This is a genomic window from Enterococcus sp. AZ188, assembly GCF_050544075.1.
GTDB lineage: Bacteria > Bacillota > Bacilli > Lactobacillales > Enterococcaceae > Enterococcus_D > Enterococcus_D entomosocium.
In genome coordinates, this window is record NZ_CP172943.1 from 1633308 (window position 1) to 1651917 (window position 18610).

The window sequence follows — 18610 nt, forward strand, 5'->3', positions numbered from 1 at the left end:
GGAATCACAAAACCCAAAACGCTTACATTTCACAAGAAAAACTTCTTTCGGTTGACATATGATTGTTTATTCATATATAATAAGTCTATAAATATGATTGATCGTTCATATGACAGATGGACTAGAGGAGGTTTTAATGATGGCTGAACATACTTGTCAACATGATCACACAAAAACGGAGGGGCATTCTCATACTCACGATCATGGGACTCTCCCACGTAACATTTATTTTGTAGGCTTACTGCTCTTTATACTGGCACTTTTTGTTCCGAACCAATGGGTGAAAGATGGGTTTTATTTTGCTGCGGTTTTATTAGCAGGTTATCACATTTCGTGGGAAGGAATCGAGGATACCATAAAGAGTACCAGAGCCAATCGGCGATTCACACCGAATGTACATCTTTTGATGTTGTTGGCAGCGATTGGTTCCATGGTCATAGGAAATTTTAATGAAGCAGCTTTGTTGATTTTGATTTTTGCAGGCGCTCACTTCTTAGAAGAATACGCCGAGGGACAAAGTCGAAGAGAAATCACCAATCTTCTCAAATTGAATCCCACGGAAGCCCGTTTGATGGGTCCGGATGGGAAAACCAAAAAAATTGCCGCTTCTGAGATAAAAAAAGGAGATATTTTGCAAGTGCTACCTGGTGATCAGTTAGCAACAGATGGCGTAATCCTTTCTGGAACGAGTGCCATCAATGAAGCTTCGATCAATGGGGAAAGTATTCCTCGAGAAAAGACTACAGGAGACGAAGTCTATGGGAGTACGATTAATGGAAACGGCACATTTTTGATGGAAGTCACGAAAGACAGCTCTGAAACAGTCTTCGCAAAAATTCTTTCAGTGGTGGAAGCGGCGCAATCAAATCAATCACCGACCGAAACACGAATCAAAAAAATCGAACCAATCTATGTAACAGTTGTTTTCATTGCAGTTCCTTTGTTCATTTTGACTGCACCGTTTCTCTTTGGTTGGGATTGGTATACAAGTTTTTATCGTGGGATCGTAATGATGATTGCGGCTTCTCCTTGTGCTTTAGCGGCAAGCGCCGTCCCTGCTAGTTTATCGGCGATCTCGAATCTAGCGAAAAAAGGGATTCTTTTTAAAGGGAGCAATTACTTGACCAATTTCGCTCAGATCAAAGCGGTGGCTTTTGACAAAACGGGAACTTTGACCGTCGGAAAACCTACAGTCACGGAAGCCGTTTTCGCTGATACGATCGATCGAGCAGAGGCAGCAGCGGTCATCGTTTCGATGGAAAAGCAAGCCAACCACCCATTAGCAGATGCGATCGTTACTTATTTCGAGAAGACAGAGAAAATACGAGAAATCGAACAGTTGACTGTCACAAACGAGATTGGTTCCGGTTTAGGTGCCGTCGCAGGAACAAAAACCTATCGATTAGGAAAAAGAACCGAAAACACCCAGTTAACAGGTTTGATGGAGCAACAGTACCGTCAATTGGAAGCGCAAGGAAAAACAATGGTCGTGTTTTCCATCAACGAAGAGGTTACGGCGATCATCGCATTGATGGATGAGCCGAACGAACAGGCAGCTTCTGTGATTCATTATTTGAAAAATGAAGGTATCCATACTGTTATGATCACCGGAGACAGTGCTTCTGCTGGTGAAGCAATCGGTCAGCGCTTAAAGGTTGACCAAGTGGCTGCCAATGTTTTGCCTGAGAACAAAGCGGAAGCGGTACGAGCACTCCAAGAAGCATACGGACAAACCGCCATGGTGGGTGATGGTATCAATGATGCCCCTGCACTTGTTCAAGCAGACATCGGCTTTGCGATGGGGGAAGGGTCAGATGTTGCGATTGAAGTAGGAGACGCAGTGATCATGAAGAATGATCTTTCGCGTTTTGCATATGCCTATCGCTTAGCGAAGAAGATGGATCGGATCATTTGGCAAAATATTTTTTTCTCCATGTTTATCGTCGCGTTATTAGTCGGCTTGAATCTATTCGGCTTGATGAACATTGGGTTGGGGGTATTTGCCCATGAAGGCAGTACATTGATCGTATTGTTTAACGGGTTACGTCTTTTGCGTAAACTGCCAGAAGCATAAAAAAAGCGGCTATCGAAAGATAGCTGCTTTTTTAATGACTGAATTGTGTCGAAGTTGGAAAATCAAAGGCATCGATTTTTTGTAATCGATTTTCGATCCTTCTTAGAATTCCTTCAGAGGATTCTAACGGTTTGATTGCATGATAAGCAGTCAGCAATAGGACTTTTTCTTTAGCAGGACGATTTTCGATGCGATAGATATTGGCTAATCGTTCAACATATTCGTAATGACTATAGTCCGTTTTATTGATCAAGAAGTGCAAGAGATCTTTTGCTTTCGCATAGTCTTCTTGAAGATAGAAACTGATCGCTTCACGATACAATTTGATATCGAGTTCTTCGATTTGTTCTGGATTCGCTTTTAACGCACGCCACTCATTGATCGAGATTTTTCGTACGACTTTGCCAGTTGCATCGGTCAAAAAAATTACCGGCACATCATTTGGATGTTTTGCTTCTTGCTTAATTTTCTTCATGTCGCACCTCCCGCCTCTCAATGGACTGACTGTTTGATATCTCCTATTTTAAAAGGAATAGCGGGAAAAGTCTACATGTAGATGTTAGATTCGTAGAAAATTTTAAAACATTCTCATTTATTAGGCTCTTTTTCGTTGAAAATGATTAATAGCGTCGGATGCCCCCATGAAAATCAAGATACCGCCAAAAATTTGGAAGAACAGTAGCCAAGTGGCGAATGGATTCAATACGAGAACGAGTCCAGCAGCAATAATCAAAAGACTGATGATTAAGCTCGTGATGTAAGGTAAACCAATGCGTTTTTGGTTAAAGCTTGCCATTAAGCGGGTGCATCCGCTGATGGTGATCATAATCCCTAAGAAAAATGGCACGATGGCAAGTAATCCTTTAGCAAAAACTAAAATCGCAGCTGCAGCAATCAACAGTAAGATACCAGAGACCGACTGCACATTGCGATAGCCCTTTTGTTTTTCTTTGTAGCTCGTATACAAGCTGATAATCCCTAGACATGCGATGTATCCGGCAACGAGATAAACGATCGTGTTGAAAACAGATCGTGGTGCAATCAAGATAATGAAGCCGAAGACGATATATACGACGGCACGAAGCAAGTCATAGCGTTGTAATTTATCAAAAAATGCATTCATGATAATTCCTCCTTTTTTTCTTATTGTACCGAATTCTGGTGAAAATAGATATCAAAAAACCTAGGAAATAGGCTAAGCCTTTTGTAACAGATCATTTTTTGGTAAAATAGGGAAAAGAAAACAGAACGGAGAGTTTTATGAGTGGGTTAACGCTATTGATGTGTGCCTTTACGATCGTTTTGTACCTCTATTTATTGGTGGTACGCAAAGAGATTCACTTTATTGCTGTTGAGCGCAAACTAAGCAAAATCGCTATTACGATCTTTTCAGTAATGATTATCCTATCCATGTTGATGATGGATGACCAATTGGATAATCAGGTGCGAGGAATCGTTTCAGGTTTTGTTTTTTTAAGCTTTGTGCTAGACAGCCGCGGGTTAGCCCTAGATCGAATTATTGTCCATCCAATGAGTATTAAAGGGGTACTGTACCAAGACATTGATCGGGTCGTATTATTTCAAGAAAAGGAAGGGCAGCCCATCAAGATGAACTATTTTCGAAAAGGGATGCGGGGACCATTAATGAAATTCAAACAACCGTTAGCTGAATTGGTGGTTTTTTTGTCGGAGCACTTGAATGAAGGAACACCGATCGATATTCTGGTCGATCATGATCAAGGAAAAAATGACTAAAAGACCCTTGATTGCTGCCGTATGTGGCCGTAATCAAGGGTCTTTTTTTTAAAATCGGGAATCGTTTTTAATGGAAAACGCGGAAACGTTCGTCATCATTTAAAAATTCTTTTTCATTTGGTTCGCTTTGTTTTGAACCAAAAACTAATTGGGCCCGCAGCTGCCAATTTTCAGGAATTGACCATTCAGCTACAACAGCATCATCAATTACTGGATTATAATGTTGTAAGTTGGCGCCTAATCCGGCTTCTTCTAAAGCTACCCAAACATTCGCTTGGGCAATCCCATTCGATTGTTCTGCCCAGACCGGGAAGTTATCTGCATAAAGGGCAAATTGGTCTTGCAAGTTCTTAACGGTATCTGTGTGAATAAAGAATAGAACGGTTCCATAACCTGCTTTAAAGCCAGCAAGTTTTTGTTTCGTTGCTTCAAACGCCTCCGGTGGTGTCAATGGTTCTAAAGCAACCTCCGTTAACGTCCATAATTTTTCGTGGGCATCGCCAAATAAAATCACGGCACGTGGCGATTGTGCGTTAAAAGCAGTTGGACTGTTTTTTACTGCTTCTTTCACGATGGCTTCGATTTCTGTATCTGAGAGTGAAACATCTTTGCCTAATCCATAGATTGAACGGCGCTGTTTGATCGTATCAAGAAATTTTGTCATAGTATTCCACCTTTTCTATTGTCATAGAATGAAGTATACATTCTTACTTAATGTTAGTAAAACAAAATGCTTTGTAAGAAAAAAGTCAGGCAAACGCGCCTGACTTTTTTTCTTACTGGGCATCAATGGCGATAAATTTGACAGTCACGTATTCTTCAGGACCATATTTGCCGTTTTCACGACCAAAACCGGAATGTTTGACGCCGCCGAAGGGAGCCGCCGGGTTTGAGATCGCAATGTCATTGACCCCAACCATCCCATATTGGAGGTTTTGGGCTACATCCGAGATTGTTTGCAGATTCGTTGAAAAGAAGTAAGAGGCTAATCCAAATTCCGTATCATTTGCCGCAGCGATGACTGCTTGTCGATCCGTAAATGAGATCAATGGAATCACGGGTCCAAAGGTTTCTTCATAGTAAATAGTCATGTCAGGAGTGATGCCGTCGATGACCGTTGGTGCAAAGAAGTTGCCTTTTTCGTATTCACCTTCAGTAAGCTTCTTCCCACCGAATAAGACTTTAGCCCCTTTATTTACCGCGTCTTCCAGCTGGTCGATGATTTTTTTAACGCCTGCTTGATTGATCAAAGGACCAACGGTGGGGTTCTCTAAACCATTACCAACAGTTACGGCTTCCATTTGCCCTAATAGCTTTTTAGTAAAGGCTTCTTTGATGGATTCTTCGACAAAAATTCGATTGGGGGATGTACAGACCTGACCGTTGTTGCGGAATTTTGCTGCAATTAATTTTTCAGCAGCTAAATCTAAATCAGCATCAGCAAAAACAAGAAACGGGGCATGGCCGCCTAACTCCAATGAAACTTTTTTCAGAGTTGGTGCAGCTTGTTCGTATAATTTCATCCCAACTTTCGTGGAGCCGGTAAAGGTGATTTTTTTGACTTGTTTGTTCTCAGTCAATTCTTTCCCGATTTCAGAAGAATCCCCTAAGACGATATTGACGACTCCGTCAGGAAGGCCCGCTTGTTGAAAAAGTTCACCTAAAGCCAATGCTGATAGGGGTGTTTCTTTAGATGGTTTCATAACAAGGGTACAGCCAACTGCCATGGCAGGAGCGATTTTTCGAGCAATCATATTGGAAGGAAAGTTCCAAGGCGTGATCGCACCAACAACACCGATGGCTTCTTTTCGCACCAGCCAATGATTGTGTGCAGGAGCTGGAATCACTTCGCCGTAGACCCGTTGTGCTTCGGCAGCATTCCAACGGAAATTGTCTACGTTGGATTGGATTTCTGCCTCTGCCTCCTTTAATGGTTTTCCTTGTTCCATGCTCATAATTTTTGCCAAACGGTCGCTTTCTTGTTCCATTAAATCAGCAATCTTGTTCATCAAATCGGCTCGTTCTCGAGGCGAACGTTTTGACCAATCTGTGAAGACTTTCGCGGCGGCATCGATCGCTTGCTTTGTTTCATCGATGCCTCCTTGGCTGACTTTTACCAGTTCTTCATTAGTGGCAGGATTGGTAACCGAAACCGACTCTTTTGTTCCTTCAAGCCATTTTCCGTCAATCAATAACTTCGTGGGCACTTGTGGTAACTGTTGGTTCATTTTGGCACTTCCTTTCAATAATGGGTTCTATTTCAACCGTAGCACGGATTAGATAAGATGACAATTCATACGCAAGTCCAATGATTCCCCAAATTTTCATAAAGAACCAGAGAGGAGATGTCCTGCTCCTTTCATTTTATGGTAGAATAGAAAAATAAGAATGTTTGTTCGATTCTTGGAAAATATAGTTAAAACATTCAAGGAGTGAGGGACGCGTGCAACAAGTAAAAGAGCTTTTAAAAACAGTAGGATTTGTCGTGATCTTTACTTTATTCCTCTTGTTATTAAGACAGTATGTCTTTACCCCTGTGATCGTAAAAGGAGATTCGATGGACCCCACATTACATGATGGTGAGCGGGTGATTGCTTTGAAAAATACCGAGATCGAACGTTTCGATATCATAACGTTTGAAGCACCGGATGAAGCAGGCAAAAACTATATCAAACGCGTAATCGGATTACCTGGCGACCAGGTTTCCTATCAAAACGATACCCTTTATATCAATGGACAAGCATATGATGAACCCTACTTGGATGAATTCAAAGCAGCTGTCGCAGATGGCTTTCCGTTGACTAGTGATTTTGATATGGGGTTATTTGGTGTTGAAGTCATTCCTGAAGGTCAAATTTTAGTGTTAGGGGATAACCGTCGAATTTCCAAAGATAGTCGTCAATTAGGTCTGATCGATGAATCAACAATTTTGGGGGATGTAAAATTTGTTTTCTGGCCAATTGCCGATTTTGGTATGGTAGGCAAAGAATGAAATTCTGCGATTGTTATTTTGTTTTTAAGGAGAGTCTCTTAAAAATAAAGACGCATTCGAAAAAGCGTGTCGCTGATTTTTTAGTGGATTTTTTTAAAAGACGATGGAGAGAAGGAGTCCTTTCATGAGTTTACGATTTATTCTTGGCGATGGCCGTTGTCGTCATGATCAAGCAGTGATAGAAAATGCAAAAAGCTGGTTAGAAAAAGACCATCAAGAAGTATTTTTCCTGGTACCTAACTACAACAAATTTGAACGAGAGCGCGAGATCCTTCAATTACTGAAAGAGGATCGCGTAGAAGATTTTGCTTCTATTCGCGCGCAAGTGTATAGTTTTCACCGTTTGGCTTGGTTTTATCTGCAGCAAACCGGCTTGCTTTCTCAAAATGCCATCACTGAAAATGGTGCCTCCATGATCATGCGTAAGCTGCTTTTGGAACTAGAAGAAGAACTCGTCTTATACCGTGGTGAGATCAACAAAGCGGGTTTTATCCAACAATTGTTGGCTTTCTATCAAGAAATGCATACAAGTCGATTGGGGATCGAAGATTTATTAGCAGGTGGTGCTGCACCAAGCGCAACCCAAGACGAAGAAAAAAAATACAGTGAATTAGCGATAATTTTTCAACGATTTGAACAAGAACTTCTAGAGCGTGCCTTGCAAGTCGAACAACCGATCACCTTACTGACACGCTTTCTGGAAGGTTCCTTGCTGGGCGATTCCTCGGTGGATCATGCAATGCCAACCACTGTTTCTTTGAACAAAGCGCCAGATCTTTCCCACGCCTTATTTATTATCAGCGGTTTCTCCGCTTTTTCAACACAAGAGCAACAGTTGATTCAAGTACTGATGAAGAGAAGTCATGTAGTGATTGATCTTATTTTGGATCGCGGGTACCCACAAGAGATGCCCACGCCATTGAATTTATTTTACGAAGCAGGACGGACCTATTATCAGTTGATCAGTTTTGCTCGTGACAATCAAGTGAACATTTACTTAGATCAGAAACTTTCCGTCAACCAAGAGGTGGACAAAGAAGACGAGGGATCGATCCCGCAGGCATACAAGGAAGTAGAAACTTTTTGGCGGCAGACCCAATCACAAGCCAATTATCATCAGCAGACGTCCGTCAAAGACTTCTTGGCTGTCTGGAAAGTTGGGAATCCCGAAGAAGAGATTCGTCAAATCGCAGCGTCGATCCGCGGGAGGATGAGTGATAAGAAACGGTACCCAACATTACGGTATCGTGATATCCAATTACTGATCGCCGAACCAGAAGTCTATCATCAGTATATTCCTAAAATTTTTACTGAGTTTGAGATTCCTTTTTATATCGATGAAGAGCAGATGATGGCGCAACATCCATTGGTTGAGTTTTTGAATGCTTTTTTTGCTTGCCAATCGTATGGTTTTCGCTTAAATGATATTTTACGGTTGCTTAGAACGGAACTTTACTTACCGGCAGCCTATCGCTCCGAAGCAGATTGGCTTGTTGGGCGTGACCAGTTTCGTAAGTTGGTGGATATTACCGAGAACAAAGCGCTGGCTCATGATTTCCAAGGAGCAAGTTGGACGAGAAACGAAGATTGGGAACTGATTGAGTATTTACAATCGGAAGAAGAGCAGACGGATAAAGTGGATTTGACAGCGTATACCAACCAGTTGCGCAGGGCCTTTAAACAAGATGTTGCTGATACTCTAGACTGGCTGACAGCAGCTAGAACAAATCGAGATGCCGTAGAACTGCTGTATCGCTTTTTACTGAATGCGGGTGTCGAGCAACAGCTGAGGCATTGGCGAGACCAGGCAATCCAACAAGGAAAATTAGATCAAGCCCGCAATCATGAACAAGCATGGCAAGCTTTAATGGATCTGCTGGATGAGTATGCCACGATCTATGGAGATGAGCCCTTTGATTTTGCGCTCTTTGAAGATGTCTTATTGACTGGCTTAGAAAATGTCACATTCGGAAAGATCCCAACAGCGATCGACCAAGTCAACATCAACCGCCTTGATTTGGCACGTCCGAAACAAGCGAAGATCACATTTGCACCGGGATTGAATGAAACGGCTTTGCCAAGAAAAATGGAAAATAAAACATTGTTGACGAATGAAGAACGTCAGCATTTCAATCAGTTATTTAATGGTGAAAAATACCTTAGAGATACAGTGGTGGAAGGCAGTGTCAAAGAACCATTTGCCTTTTATTCTGTCTTGCTTTCAGCGACAGAGCACTTATCACTGTCCTATGCCGTTAATTTTGATACACAGCAAAACATCAAGATGTCGCCTTATTTAGACCGCGTGGTCAAGCATTTGGATGTACCACTGCAAGAGCGGGGGATCTTGACGCTAGTCAGTGACCCGAGAGACTATGTTGGCAGTTATCGTGGCCTGATCTACCAAATCAATAATCTCAGTCAGCAAGCGCAAAAAAACAAAGAGAATTTGCCTCGAGTGTGGGAGCAACTGAAACAAGCGCTGTTACGTTCGGAATGGACAGATTTAGCTGCCCAAGTATTTGAAAGCCAAACCCATCAAAATATTCCGATTCCTTTGTCTCAAGCACAAGCTGCGGCGCTATATGGCCCGTCGATCTACAGCTCCATTTCTCAGATGGAGACGTTCTATCAGTGTGAATACAAGTATTTCGTCAGCTACGGATTACGGTTAAAAGAACGGGAAGTTTATGGCTTAAATCCAGCAATGACCGGTGAGTTTTTCCATGATGCGTTGGACCGCTTTGTCAAAGTCCTAATTGCTGAAAATATTTCCTTGACGCAGTTAACTGCTGACCAACGCGTGCAATTTGTGGAAGTCGTTTTGCAGGAAATTTTTGGCGAAAGCCGTTATCGCTTACTGACGAGTTCTGCTCGGATGAATTTTATTCGGTATCAATTAGGCAAGACGATTCAGCGAGTAGCGTGGGCATTAGCGAAACAAGGACAAAAAATGCATTTTAGTCCTGAAAAGACGGAGGTGCTGTTCGGCCAGATCGCTGGCTCAAATGGGATTAACGGGATCGAATTACCATTAAGTTCTGGCGGGAAACTACATGTGCGGGGGAAGATTGATCGTGTCGATACGGCGAAAACGGAAGAAGAACAATGGCTTTCCGTTGTTGACTATAAATCTAGCAGCCGAGATTTTGACCTTTCTGAAGCCTACTACGGACTTGCGATGCAGTTGATCACGTATCTCGACGTCGCATTGACGGATGCTGTCCAACTGGTTGGTTCGCCAAAGGTTCGACCAGCGGGGGCATATTATCTGCATGTGCATAATCCGCTTTTGGACGGACAAGAAGCCAGTGAAGAAGAACGTTTAAAACGTTTCAAGTATGACGGGTTGTTTATTGACGAACCGGCTGTTTTCCCGTTACTCGATGAGGAAGTTGAAGCCAGCAAAAATTCGCCGGTATTTCCTGTTCGGAAAGACAAAAACGGCAATTATCAAAAAACAACACAGGCGAAAAACAAGTTTTATACAGAAGAAGAGCTTGAACTATTAAGAAAACACAATCGGAAAAATATGCAACAAAGTGGTGAGAAGCTGTTGAGCGGTGAAATCGCCTTAAACCCGTCTTATAAATTAAAAGACAAAAAAAGGGCGTGTGAGTTTTGTCCGTTTCGCAGCATCTGTGACTTTGATGTATTATTGAAAGAAAATGAGTACCACCGTTTAGAAAACTTATCTAAAGATGAGATTATCCATCGCTTAAGGGAGGAAGAAGATGAGTAAGATCCCTTTAAAACCGCAAAATGAAACCTTTACGGATACCCAATGGCAAGCCATTTTTGATAAAGGGGATAATATCCTCGTTTCCGCTTCAGCGGGTTCAGGTAAAACCACCGTTTTGGTTCGGCGAGTGATTGAAAAGCTAAAAGCAGGAACGACGATCGATTCTTTACTGATCGTGACCTTTACCGAAGCAGCTGCTCGAGAAATGAAAGAACGGATTCAAGCGGCATTGCAGCAGGCCATCAATCAAGAAAGTGACGAGCAAAAGCGCCAGCACTTCGTCCGTCAGCTGCAGCTATTGCCGACAGCTAACATTTCTACCTTGCATGCGTTTTGTTTAACTGTGATTCGGCGTTTTTATTATTTGATCGATTTAGATCCAAATTTCCGCATGATGACTGATGAAACCGAAATGTTATTGATGAAAGAAGAAATCTGGACACAGCTGAGAGATCAACAATATGAAGCCAATGATGAAGCGTTCTTTCGTTTGACGGAAAATTTTTCTAGTGATCGTTCCGATGAAGGCGTCGGGGATCTGATCCTGTCTCTTTATGACTTTGCCCGAGCAAATCCGGATCCAGTAAACTGGTTAGCTCATCTAAGTGATCACTATATCGGCAAAGAAACCTTTGCTGAAAATACCCTGTACCAATCGCAAATCAAGCCGACTTTGCAAGAAAACTTGAAGACAGCGGCGCATTTGCTGCAGGCGGCGCAAGACTATGCCCGTTCTGATGAAGAGATGGAAAAAGCGGCACTATTGATCGATACCGAATTAGGAATGGTGGAAACCTTAAAGGCTCTGCTTGATTCAGACGATGTTGATGGCTTCTATGAGCAAATCCAAGTGTTGCGTTTTGCTCGCTACCCAGCTTTTCGCAAACCAGAACAAAAGGAACTCTCTCAAGAAATTAAACCTTTGCGAGATGATGCGAAAAAATTGGTTGAGCAATTGAAAGCGGCCTTTCCATACCCACCGGCTGAAATGATGGAGCTGCTTCATCGGTCCGCACCTGTCGTTGAAAAAATGGCAGCTATGACCGAAGCGTTTATGAAAGCATTCCAAGAAAGGAAACTTTCAAAAGGCCGTTTAGACTTTAATGATTTGGAACATTTCACCTTGCAGATTTTACAAGGAGACGGTAGTGGAAGTGAAGCGTCGACCTATTATCGTGATCGCTTTGAAGAAGTTTTAGTCGATGAATATCAAGACGTCAATCGGCTGCAAGAGGCAATTTTATATTGGGTGAGACAAGTCGATCATAACCCCGGCAACATGTTTATGGTGGGGGATGTAAAGCAGTCGATCTATTCGTTTCGACTAGCAGATCCGACGCTATTTATCGAAAAATACTTGGCATTTGAAACGGAGAATGGTGGGCGGAGAATCGTCTTAGCAGAAAATTTCCGTTCTCGCTCCGACGTATTGGATTTTACGAATCTAGTTTTTCAACAGCTGATGGATGAACGGGTTGGACAAATCCCTTATGATGAGGCGGCAGCCTTGATTACCGGTTTTCCTCATTTTCCAGAAAGCGACGCCTTTGCCACAGAGCTCTTGTTATATGAAAAAGAGCATGAATCCGAAGAACAATTGATCGATGACAAAACAGAGGGTGAAATGCAGATTACTGCATTGAAGATTCGAGAGTTGATTGAATCAAAATTCATGATCTATGACAAAAAAGCCAAAGCAAATCGACCAATCACTTACAACGATATCGTCTTATTGACCCCTACACGTAAAAACAATCTTGTCATTTTAGATGTCTTTAAGCAGTTTGGGATTCCGATGGCGGTGAATGATGCTCAAAACTATTTTCAGGCAACGGAAATCCAAACCGTCGTTTCTTTGCTGCAAATCATTGACAATCCGTACCAAGATATCCCCCTTGTGGCGGTCTTGCGTTCGCCAATCGTCGGCCTAACAGAAGATCAATTGGCTGAGATCCGTTTAGCAAATCGTTCCAGCGACTACTATGATGCAGTATTGGATTATCATGTTCAACAAGAAGAGTCACCCTTGTGGCAAACGGTGGATGGGTTTTTAGCCAAACTAAATCAATGGCGCGAAGAAGCACGCAGATTACCGATCCCGACCTTATTATGGCAAATCTATGAAGATACTGCTTACTTGGATTATGTTGTGGGACTTCCTGCAGGACAGCAGCGTTATGCAAATTTAGTGGCATTGATCCACAGAGCCGAAAAATACGAAAAGAGCAGTTTCCGTGGTTTGTACCAATTCATTCGCTTCATCGAAAAAATGCAAGAAAAAAACAAAGATTTGGCGGAGCCTGTGGCTACTCCTGTAGAAGATGCCGTTCGAGTGATGACCGTCCATGCAAGTAAAGGCTTGGAATTCCCTGTTGTGTTCTTACTGGATACAACAAAATTCTTTAACTACCAAGATTTTCAAAAACGCTATATCTTTGAAGAACAGCTGGGGGCTGGGATCCAATATGTGAATCCAGCAGAAAACCTTAAATTTGAGACACTGCCGTTTCAAGCCATCAAGCAAGTTCGTTTGAAAAAAGCCTTGTCAGAAGAAATGCGAAAATTATACGTAGCATTGACACGAGCAGAGCAGAAGCTTTTCTTAGTGGGCTCCTATAAAAATCAAGCGGATGCCTTTAAGACTTGGCAATCTGGCCTGACACAAGCCGAGATGGTTCTTGATCCTGCATTACGGCTTGTTGCCCGGGGGAGCTTGATGGATTGGGTCGGACGGACCCTGATGCGCCATCCAGATATGGAAGCAGTATTCTCTGAAGCGTCAGAGCGCAAGCGGACGATCGATCATCCTGCTCATTTTCGTCTGTCATGGTGGAATCAAGAAACGATCACGCAACAAGTCCAAGAGACCCTTGTGCCAGTCGAGGAGTCTAAACGATTGCTTGCGCCAGATAGCAATATCGATGATCTTTTGAAACGCCTAGCATATCGCTATCCTTATCAAAAAGCGACCCAAACGACTAGTTATCAATCTGTATCAGAATTGAAAAGACTCTATAACGATCCCGATGATCAACAGACCACTTTGTTGGAATGGCGGTCGGTTTCCGAGAAGACGAATCCTCAGCAATATCGCTACGTACAGGATGAATTGGCGAAACCAAAATTTCTGCAGGAAACGAAGCCTCTCGCCAGCAGTATCGGGACAGCAACACATACGGTTTTGCAAATGATTCCATTAGGAATGACGCCAACACAAGATACTTTGGAGCTCCTGATTGCTGAACTCGTGAAAAAGCAATTTTTTTCTGAAGAAATCGCCAAAAAAATTGACCGATCGAGCATTTTGTGGTTTTATCAAACTGAACTAGGTGAACTGCTGAACCGATCCTCTGATGTGGTCAAGCGGGAGCAGCCGTTTTCGATGCTAAAAGAGGCTGATACGATCTTTGAAGGGTTTGACGAACCAGATGCGCCGCTTTTGATCCATGGTATTATCGACGGCTATATTGAATTGGCGGATGAAATCATTTTATATGACTTTAAAACAGATGATGTTTTCGGCAGTCAGGCTCAGATTGAAAAGAAAATGCGCGAACGATATTATGGTCAATTGAAACTCTACTGCCAAGCATTGGAGAAAGCATTGAACAAACCAGTGAAACAGACCTATTTAGTGCTGTTAAAACCTAAAATGATCGTGGCATTCTAGCTGATCGATCCTAGTTTCTTACAATTCGTAAGTCATATGCTATAATAGGTAAAAGAGGTGATGGAGAATGATAAAAGTAGAATCGGATTACGCCCTTTGTCCTAAATTTGAAAAAGCTTTTTCTATTTTAGGCAAAAAGTGGAACGGCTTGATCATTGATGTCCTTCTTGAAGACGGCAAACAAAGATTTGTTGAGTTAGCAAACAAGATTCCTCAAGTGAGTGATCGGGTGTTAGTCGAACGCTTGAAAGAATTAGAGCGGGAAGAAATTGTCTGCAAAGAAAACAATCTTTACTGCTTGACGCCAAGAGGTATTGCTCTTGAAAAGAGTATGATGAGTGTGAAGCGTTGGGCAGAAACCTGGGTGCGTGAGGAAGAATGCAGTTGATTTCTCACCGGAAATTAGGTAAACTAAGCTTAAATGAATAGATAAAAAGCGTTGATAGAAACTAGTAATTTGGCTGAATCAGAAAAAGGGAGACTTGTCACAGACTGAAAGCAAGTCCTGTATTCGAAAAATGAATTTCACTTCTGGAGCTTGCTGATTACAGTCAGTCGGCAGTTTTGCTGTCGTTAGCCGAAGTGAGTGCGCGGTTTTTTTCGCGAATGAGGATGGTAACACGAGACGTCGTTCCTTTTTAAGGGATGATGTCTTTTTTTGTCTTTATACGAATGATACTCACTTTATTCAGTCAATCCAGTCTTTTTATTCTTACACTATTCACAGCATAGAAGGAGGAAATACATGTCTTTACAAGAGAAATTAGAAGCATTGAAGGAAACGACATTGCTTAAAATCAAAGAAAGTCCAACCATGAATGACTTAAATCAGATTCGAGTGGAAGTGCTTGGAAAAAAAGGTCCCATAACAGAAGTTCTGCGGGGAATGAAAGATCTTTCTGCGGAAGAACGGCCGAAGGTGGGGAGCTATGCCAACGAGATTCGTGATATCTTGACAGAAGCGATCGAAGAAGCCAAGACGTCTATCGAAGCAGCAAACTTGGAAAAAGCTCTTGCTGAAGAATCCATCGACGTGACGTTGCCTGGTAAAAAGATGGACCGAGGAACACGCCATGTGCTAACGCAAATCATGGAAGAAATCGAAGATATCTTTGTTGGTATGGGCTACCAAGTAGTCGAAGGTTACGAAGTGGAAAAAGATCATTACAACTTCGAACGGATGAATCTGCCAAAGGATCATCCAGCCAGAGACATGCAAGATACTTTTTATATTTCAGAGGAAGTGCTGATTCGAACCCATACGTCACCAGTGCAAGCGAGAACAATGGAGACTCATGATTTTTCTAAAGGGCCGCTGCGGATGATCTCACCCGGGAAAGTTTTCCGTCGTGACACAGATGATGCGACCCATAGCCACCAATTCCATCAAATTGAAGGTTTGGTAATCGATAAGAATATTACGATGGGTGACTTAAAAGGAACCTTAGAAGTCATGATGCAAAAAATGTTTGGGGAAGATCGCCAAATTCGCTTGCGACCAAGCTATTTCCCTTTCACAGAACCATCGGTCGAAGTCGATGTCAGCTGCTTCAAGTGCGGTGGTGCCGGTTGTAATGTTTGTAAACAAACTGGCTGGATCGAGATCCTCGGTGCTGGAATGGTGCATCCTAACGTCTTAGAAATGTCAGGGATCGATCCAACCCAATATTCAGGATTTGCTTTTGGTTTAGGTCCTGATCGAGTGGCAATGCTGCGCTACGGCGTGAACGACATTCGCCAATTCTATCAAAATGATGTGCGTTTCATTCGCCAGTTCAAGGGGGAACAATAAATGTTAGTATCATACAAATGGTTAAATGAATACCTTGATCTGTCTGAGATCACACCCAAAGAGCTGGCGGATAAAATGTCAGTGACGGGGATCGAAGTCGAAGGTATTGACGTGCCTGAAGAGGGTTTAAAAAAAATCGTTGTCGGAGAAGTGACCGACTGCCGACCACATCCAGATTCTGATCATCTATCAATTTGCCAAGTAAATATTGGCGAGGATGAAGACTCACAGATCGTTTGTGGTGCGCCGAATGTCAAAAGCGGCATCAAAGTCATCGTGGCATTACCAGGCTCTCGAATCGCGGGCAACGTAAAAATCAAAAAGGGCAAGATGCGGGGAGAAGTTTCCAACGGCATGATTTGTTCGTTGCAAGAGTTGGGATATGCCGATAGCGTGATTCCCAAAGAATACGCAGAAGGAATTTATTATTTACCAGCAGAAGCAGAACCAGGATCACCGGTTTTTCCTTATCTTGATATGGATGATCACATTATCGAATTATCGATCACTCCGAATCGTGCGGATGCGTTGAGCATGCGGGGGGTTGCTTATGAAGTCGGTGCAATCTATCGGCAAACACCGAAGTTTCCTGAAATTGCGCTTACCGAAAGTGAAGTAGCTGCTGCCGATAAAATTCAGGTGAAGGTCACTGAAGTAACGGATGCACCCGCCTACCAAATTCGAATCATTGATGGCGTAACGATCGCCCCAAGTCCACAATGGCTGCAAAATCGCTTGATGAATGAAGGCATTCGTCCAATCAATAATGTCGTGGACGTGACGAATTATATCTTACTGTTATTTGGTCAACCATTGCATGCTTTTGATTATCAAAAGCTAGACAGCAAGGAAATACTGGTACGTCGCGGCAAAGAAAATGAAAGCCTGGTTACCTTAGATGGAGAAACTCGTCAGCTTTCCCCAGAAGACATCGTTATCACCAACGGAACGACACCAGTTGCGCTCGCAGGCGTCATGGGAGGTCTTGATTCTGAAATCACGGAAACGACGACCACAGTCGCTTTAGAAGCGGCCTTGTTCGATCCATTAGCGATTCGTTTGACTTCGAAAAAATTCAATTTAAGAAGCGAATCATCCGCTCGTTTTGAAAAAGGGATCAACCAAGCAACGGTTGCAAAAGCTTGTGATGCAGCAGCAGCACTGATTGCGGAACTTGCTGGCGGAACGGTCTTAAAAGAGGCAGTAATAGGTTCCCAAGTAGCAGTAGAACCTGTGGAGGTTGCGATTACTTTAGCACGGATCAATAGCTATTTAGGCACAGAAATCACTGATGAAGAAGTGCAAGAAATCTTTGATGCATTAGGCTTTGGTCATCGTCAAGAAGCAGACAGCTATATTGTTTCAGTCCCACCTCGTCGTTGGGATATTACGATCGAAGCAGATATCATTGAAGAAGTGGCGCGTATTTACGGTTATGATCGTTTGCCATCGACTTTACCGCAAGGAGAAACGGTTGCCGGTCATTTAACCAAAGCGCAACGTCTGACTAGAGAAGTTCGGACTCTTTTGGAAGGCAACGGGGTCAGTGAAGCCATCAGCTATGCTTTGACAACGGAAGAGAAGGCGCAACAATTTACGGATAAATCGAGCCAAGTGACTCGATTGGATTGGCCAATGACCGAAGAGCGTGCCGTCTTGCGCTTGAATCTGATTTCAGGTTTGTTAGACGACGTTGCGTACAATTTGGCACGTAAAAACAATCGTGTTGCTTTATATGAAATTGGTCGCGTCTTCTATCAAACGGGCGACAGTAAACACGAACTGCCAACAGAAGTCAATCACTTAGGGCTAGCATTGACAGGAAATATCCATGAGAAAGACTGGCAAACCCAAGCTCAAAAAGTTGATTTCTTCCATTTGAAAGGCATTTTAGAAAATCTTTTTGATTCGTTGGTATTAACCGACCGTATTCGTTATCAAAAAACGGCAGATATCAAAGAGATGCATCCTGGGCGTACGGCAATGATCTTACTAGATGACCTAGAAATCGGCTTCTTGGGACAAGTCCACCCATCGATCGCCAAAGCCTACGAAGTGAGTGAAACCTATGTTGCTGAATTGAACTTAGATCAGTTGTTAGCAGCTAAAACAGAACAATTGGTCTATCAACCAGTTTCTAAGTTCCCATCAGTGACCCGAGATATGGCACTCTTGCTCGATGAAACGATCGATAACCAATCCGTGATGGAAATCATTCGTGAAAGTGCAGGTCGCTTCTTAAGTGATATTCGTTTATTCGATGTTTATCAAGGGAAAAACATTGAAGCAGGTAAAAAATCTCTAGGGTACAGTCTGACCTTTAGCAATCCGGAAGCTACCCTGACGGATGAAGAGATCAATCACGCAATAGCGAAAATTACTCGTAACTTAGAAGAAAACGTTCAAGCAGAAATCCGCTAATCAAATAAGTAGAAAAACGTTCTCCACCATACAAAGAAGTTGGGTGGGGAACGTTTTCTACTATTATAATAGATGCTCAGATGACACAAGAATGTTAGGAGTTGAGTGAAAGCCTTAAAAGATTTCTCTATAGAATGCATTTCAGCTTTTTTGGTACAACCTTT

The 18610-nt window shown here is 42.6% G+C and carries 12 protein-coding genes; 8 read left to right on the forward strand and 4 right to left on the reverse strand.

Going from position 1 to position 18610, the window contains the following annotated elements:
• Positions 1 to 139 precede the first annotated feature (139 nt).
• A complete protein-coding gene (locus IGI86_RS07570) occupies positions 140 to 2074 on the forward strand; it encodes a heavy metal translocating P-type ATPase (RefSeq protein ID WP_429969888.1) in 1935 nt (644 codons plus the stop codon).
• 31 nt (positions 2075 to 2105) lie between these two features.
• On the opposite strand, the gene IGI86_RS07575 is transcribed toward IGI86_RS07570, so the two are convergent.
• Both IGI86_RS07575 and IGI86_RS07580 read right to left on the reverse strand, forming a co-directional pair.
• Complete coding sequence (locus IGI86_RS07575) at positions 2106 to 2549, reverse strand: hypothetical protein (RefSeq protein ID WP_008381931.1); 444 nt, start codon at positions 2547 to 2549, stop codon at positions 2106 to 2108.
• A 120-nt stretch (positions 2550 to 2669) separates the two neighbouring features.
• Entirely contained in the window at positions 2670 to 3197 is a 528-nt protein-coding gene (locus tag IGI86_RS07580) for an HdeD family acid-resistance protein (protein WP_008381929.1), read from the reverse strand.
• A 137-nt stretch (positions 3198 to 3334) separates the two neighbouring features.
• On the opposite strand from IGI86_RS07580, the gene IGI86_RS07585 reads away from it, so the two are divergent.
• Positions 3335 to 3829 (forward strand): hypothetical protein, encoded by a 495-nt coding sequence (locus tag IGI86_RS07585; protein ID WP_005236128.1) that lies wholly within the window; start codon positions 3335 to 3337, stop codon positions 3827 to 3829.
• Between the two features lie 67 nt (positions 3830 to 3896).
• On the opposite strand, the gene IGI86_RS07590 is transcribed toward IGI86_RS07585, so the two are convergent.
• Both IGI86_RS07590 and IGI86_RS07595 read right to left on the reverse strand, forming a co-directional pair.
• Positions 3897 to 4493 (reverse strand): nitroreductase family protein, encoded by a 597-nt coding sequence (locus tag IGI86_RS07590; RefSeq protein WP_008381927.1) that lies wholly within the window; start codon positions 4491 to 4493, stop codon positions 3897 to 3899.
• 112 nt (positions 4494 to 4605) lie between these two features.
• The gene (locus tag IGI86_RS07595; RefSeq protein WP_429969887.1) at positions 4606 to 6057 is read right to left on the reverse strand and encodes an NAD-dependent succinate-semialdehyde dehydrogenase; all 1452 of its coding nucleotides are present in this window, start codon (positions 6055 to 6057) and stop codon (positions 4606 to 4608) included.
• Positions 6058 to 6272: 215 nt separating this feature from the next.
• On the opposite strand from IGI86_RS07595, the gene lepB reads away from it, so the two are divergent.
• The 6 genes from lepB (at position 6273) to pheT (ending at position 18446) form a co-directional block, all read left to right on the forward strand.
• On the forward strand, positions 6273 to 6821 hold the full coding sequence (gene lepB, locus IGI86_RS07600) for a signal peptidase I (protein ID WP_005236123.1): 549 nt from the start codon (positions 6273 to 6275) through the stop codon (positions 6819 to 6821).
• 124 nt (positions 6822 to 6945) lie between these two features.
• Positions 6946 to 10563 (forward strand): PD-(D/E)XK nuclease family protein, encoded by a 3618-nt coding sequence (locus tag IGI86_RS07605; protein ID WP_430617883.1) that lies wholly within the window; start codon positions 6946 to 6948, stop codon positions 10561 to 10563.
• Positions 10556 to 14233: a helicase-exonuclease AddAB subunit AddA gene (addA, locus tag IGI86_RS07610; RefSeq protein ID WP_430617884.1), complete on the forward strand. Its 3678-nt coding sequence runs from the start codon at positions 10556 to 10558 to the stop codon at positions 14231 to 14233. Before IGI86_RS07605 ends, addA begins: the two co-directional genes overlap by 8 nt.
• A gap of 67 nt (positions 14234 to 14300) precedes the next feature.
• Positions 14301 to 14621, forward strand: coding sequence for a winged helix-turn-helix transcriptional regulator (locus IGI86_RS07615; RefSeq protein WP_005226192.1), 321 nt, complete (start codon positions 14301 to 14303; stop codon positions 14619 to 14621).
• Between the two features lie 357 nt (positions 14622 to 14978).
• A complete protein-coding gene (pheS, locus tag IGI86_RS07620; RefSeq protein WP_005236117.1) occupies positions 14979 to 16025 on the forward strand; it encodes a phenylalanine--tRNA ligase subunit alpha in 1047 nt (348 codons plus the stop codon).
• Positions 16026 to 18446, forward strand: a complete 2421-nt coding sequence (pheT, locus tag IGI86_RS07625; RefSeq protein WP_430617885.1) for a phenylalanine--tRNA ligase subunit beta — start codon at positions 16026 to 16028, stop codon at positions 18444 to 18446.
• Positions 18447 to 18610: the final 164 nt, after the last annotated feature.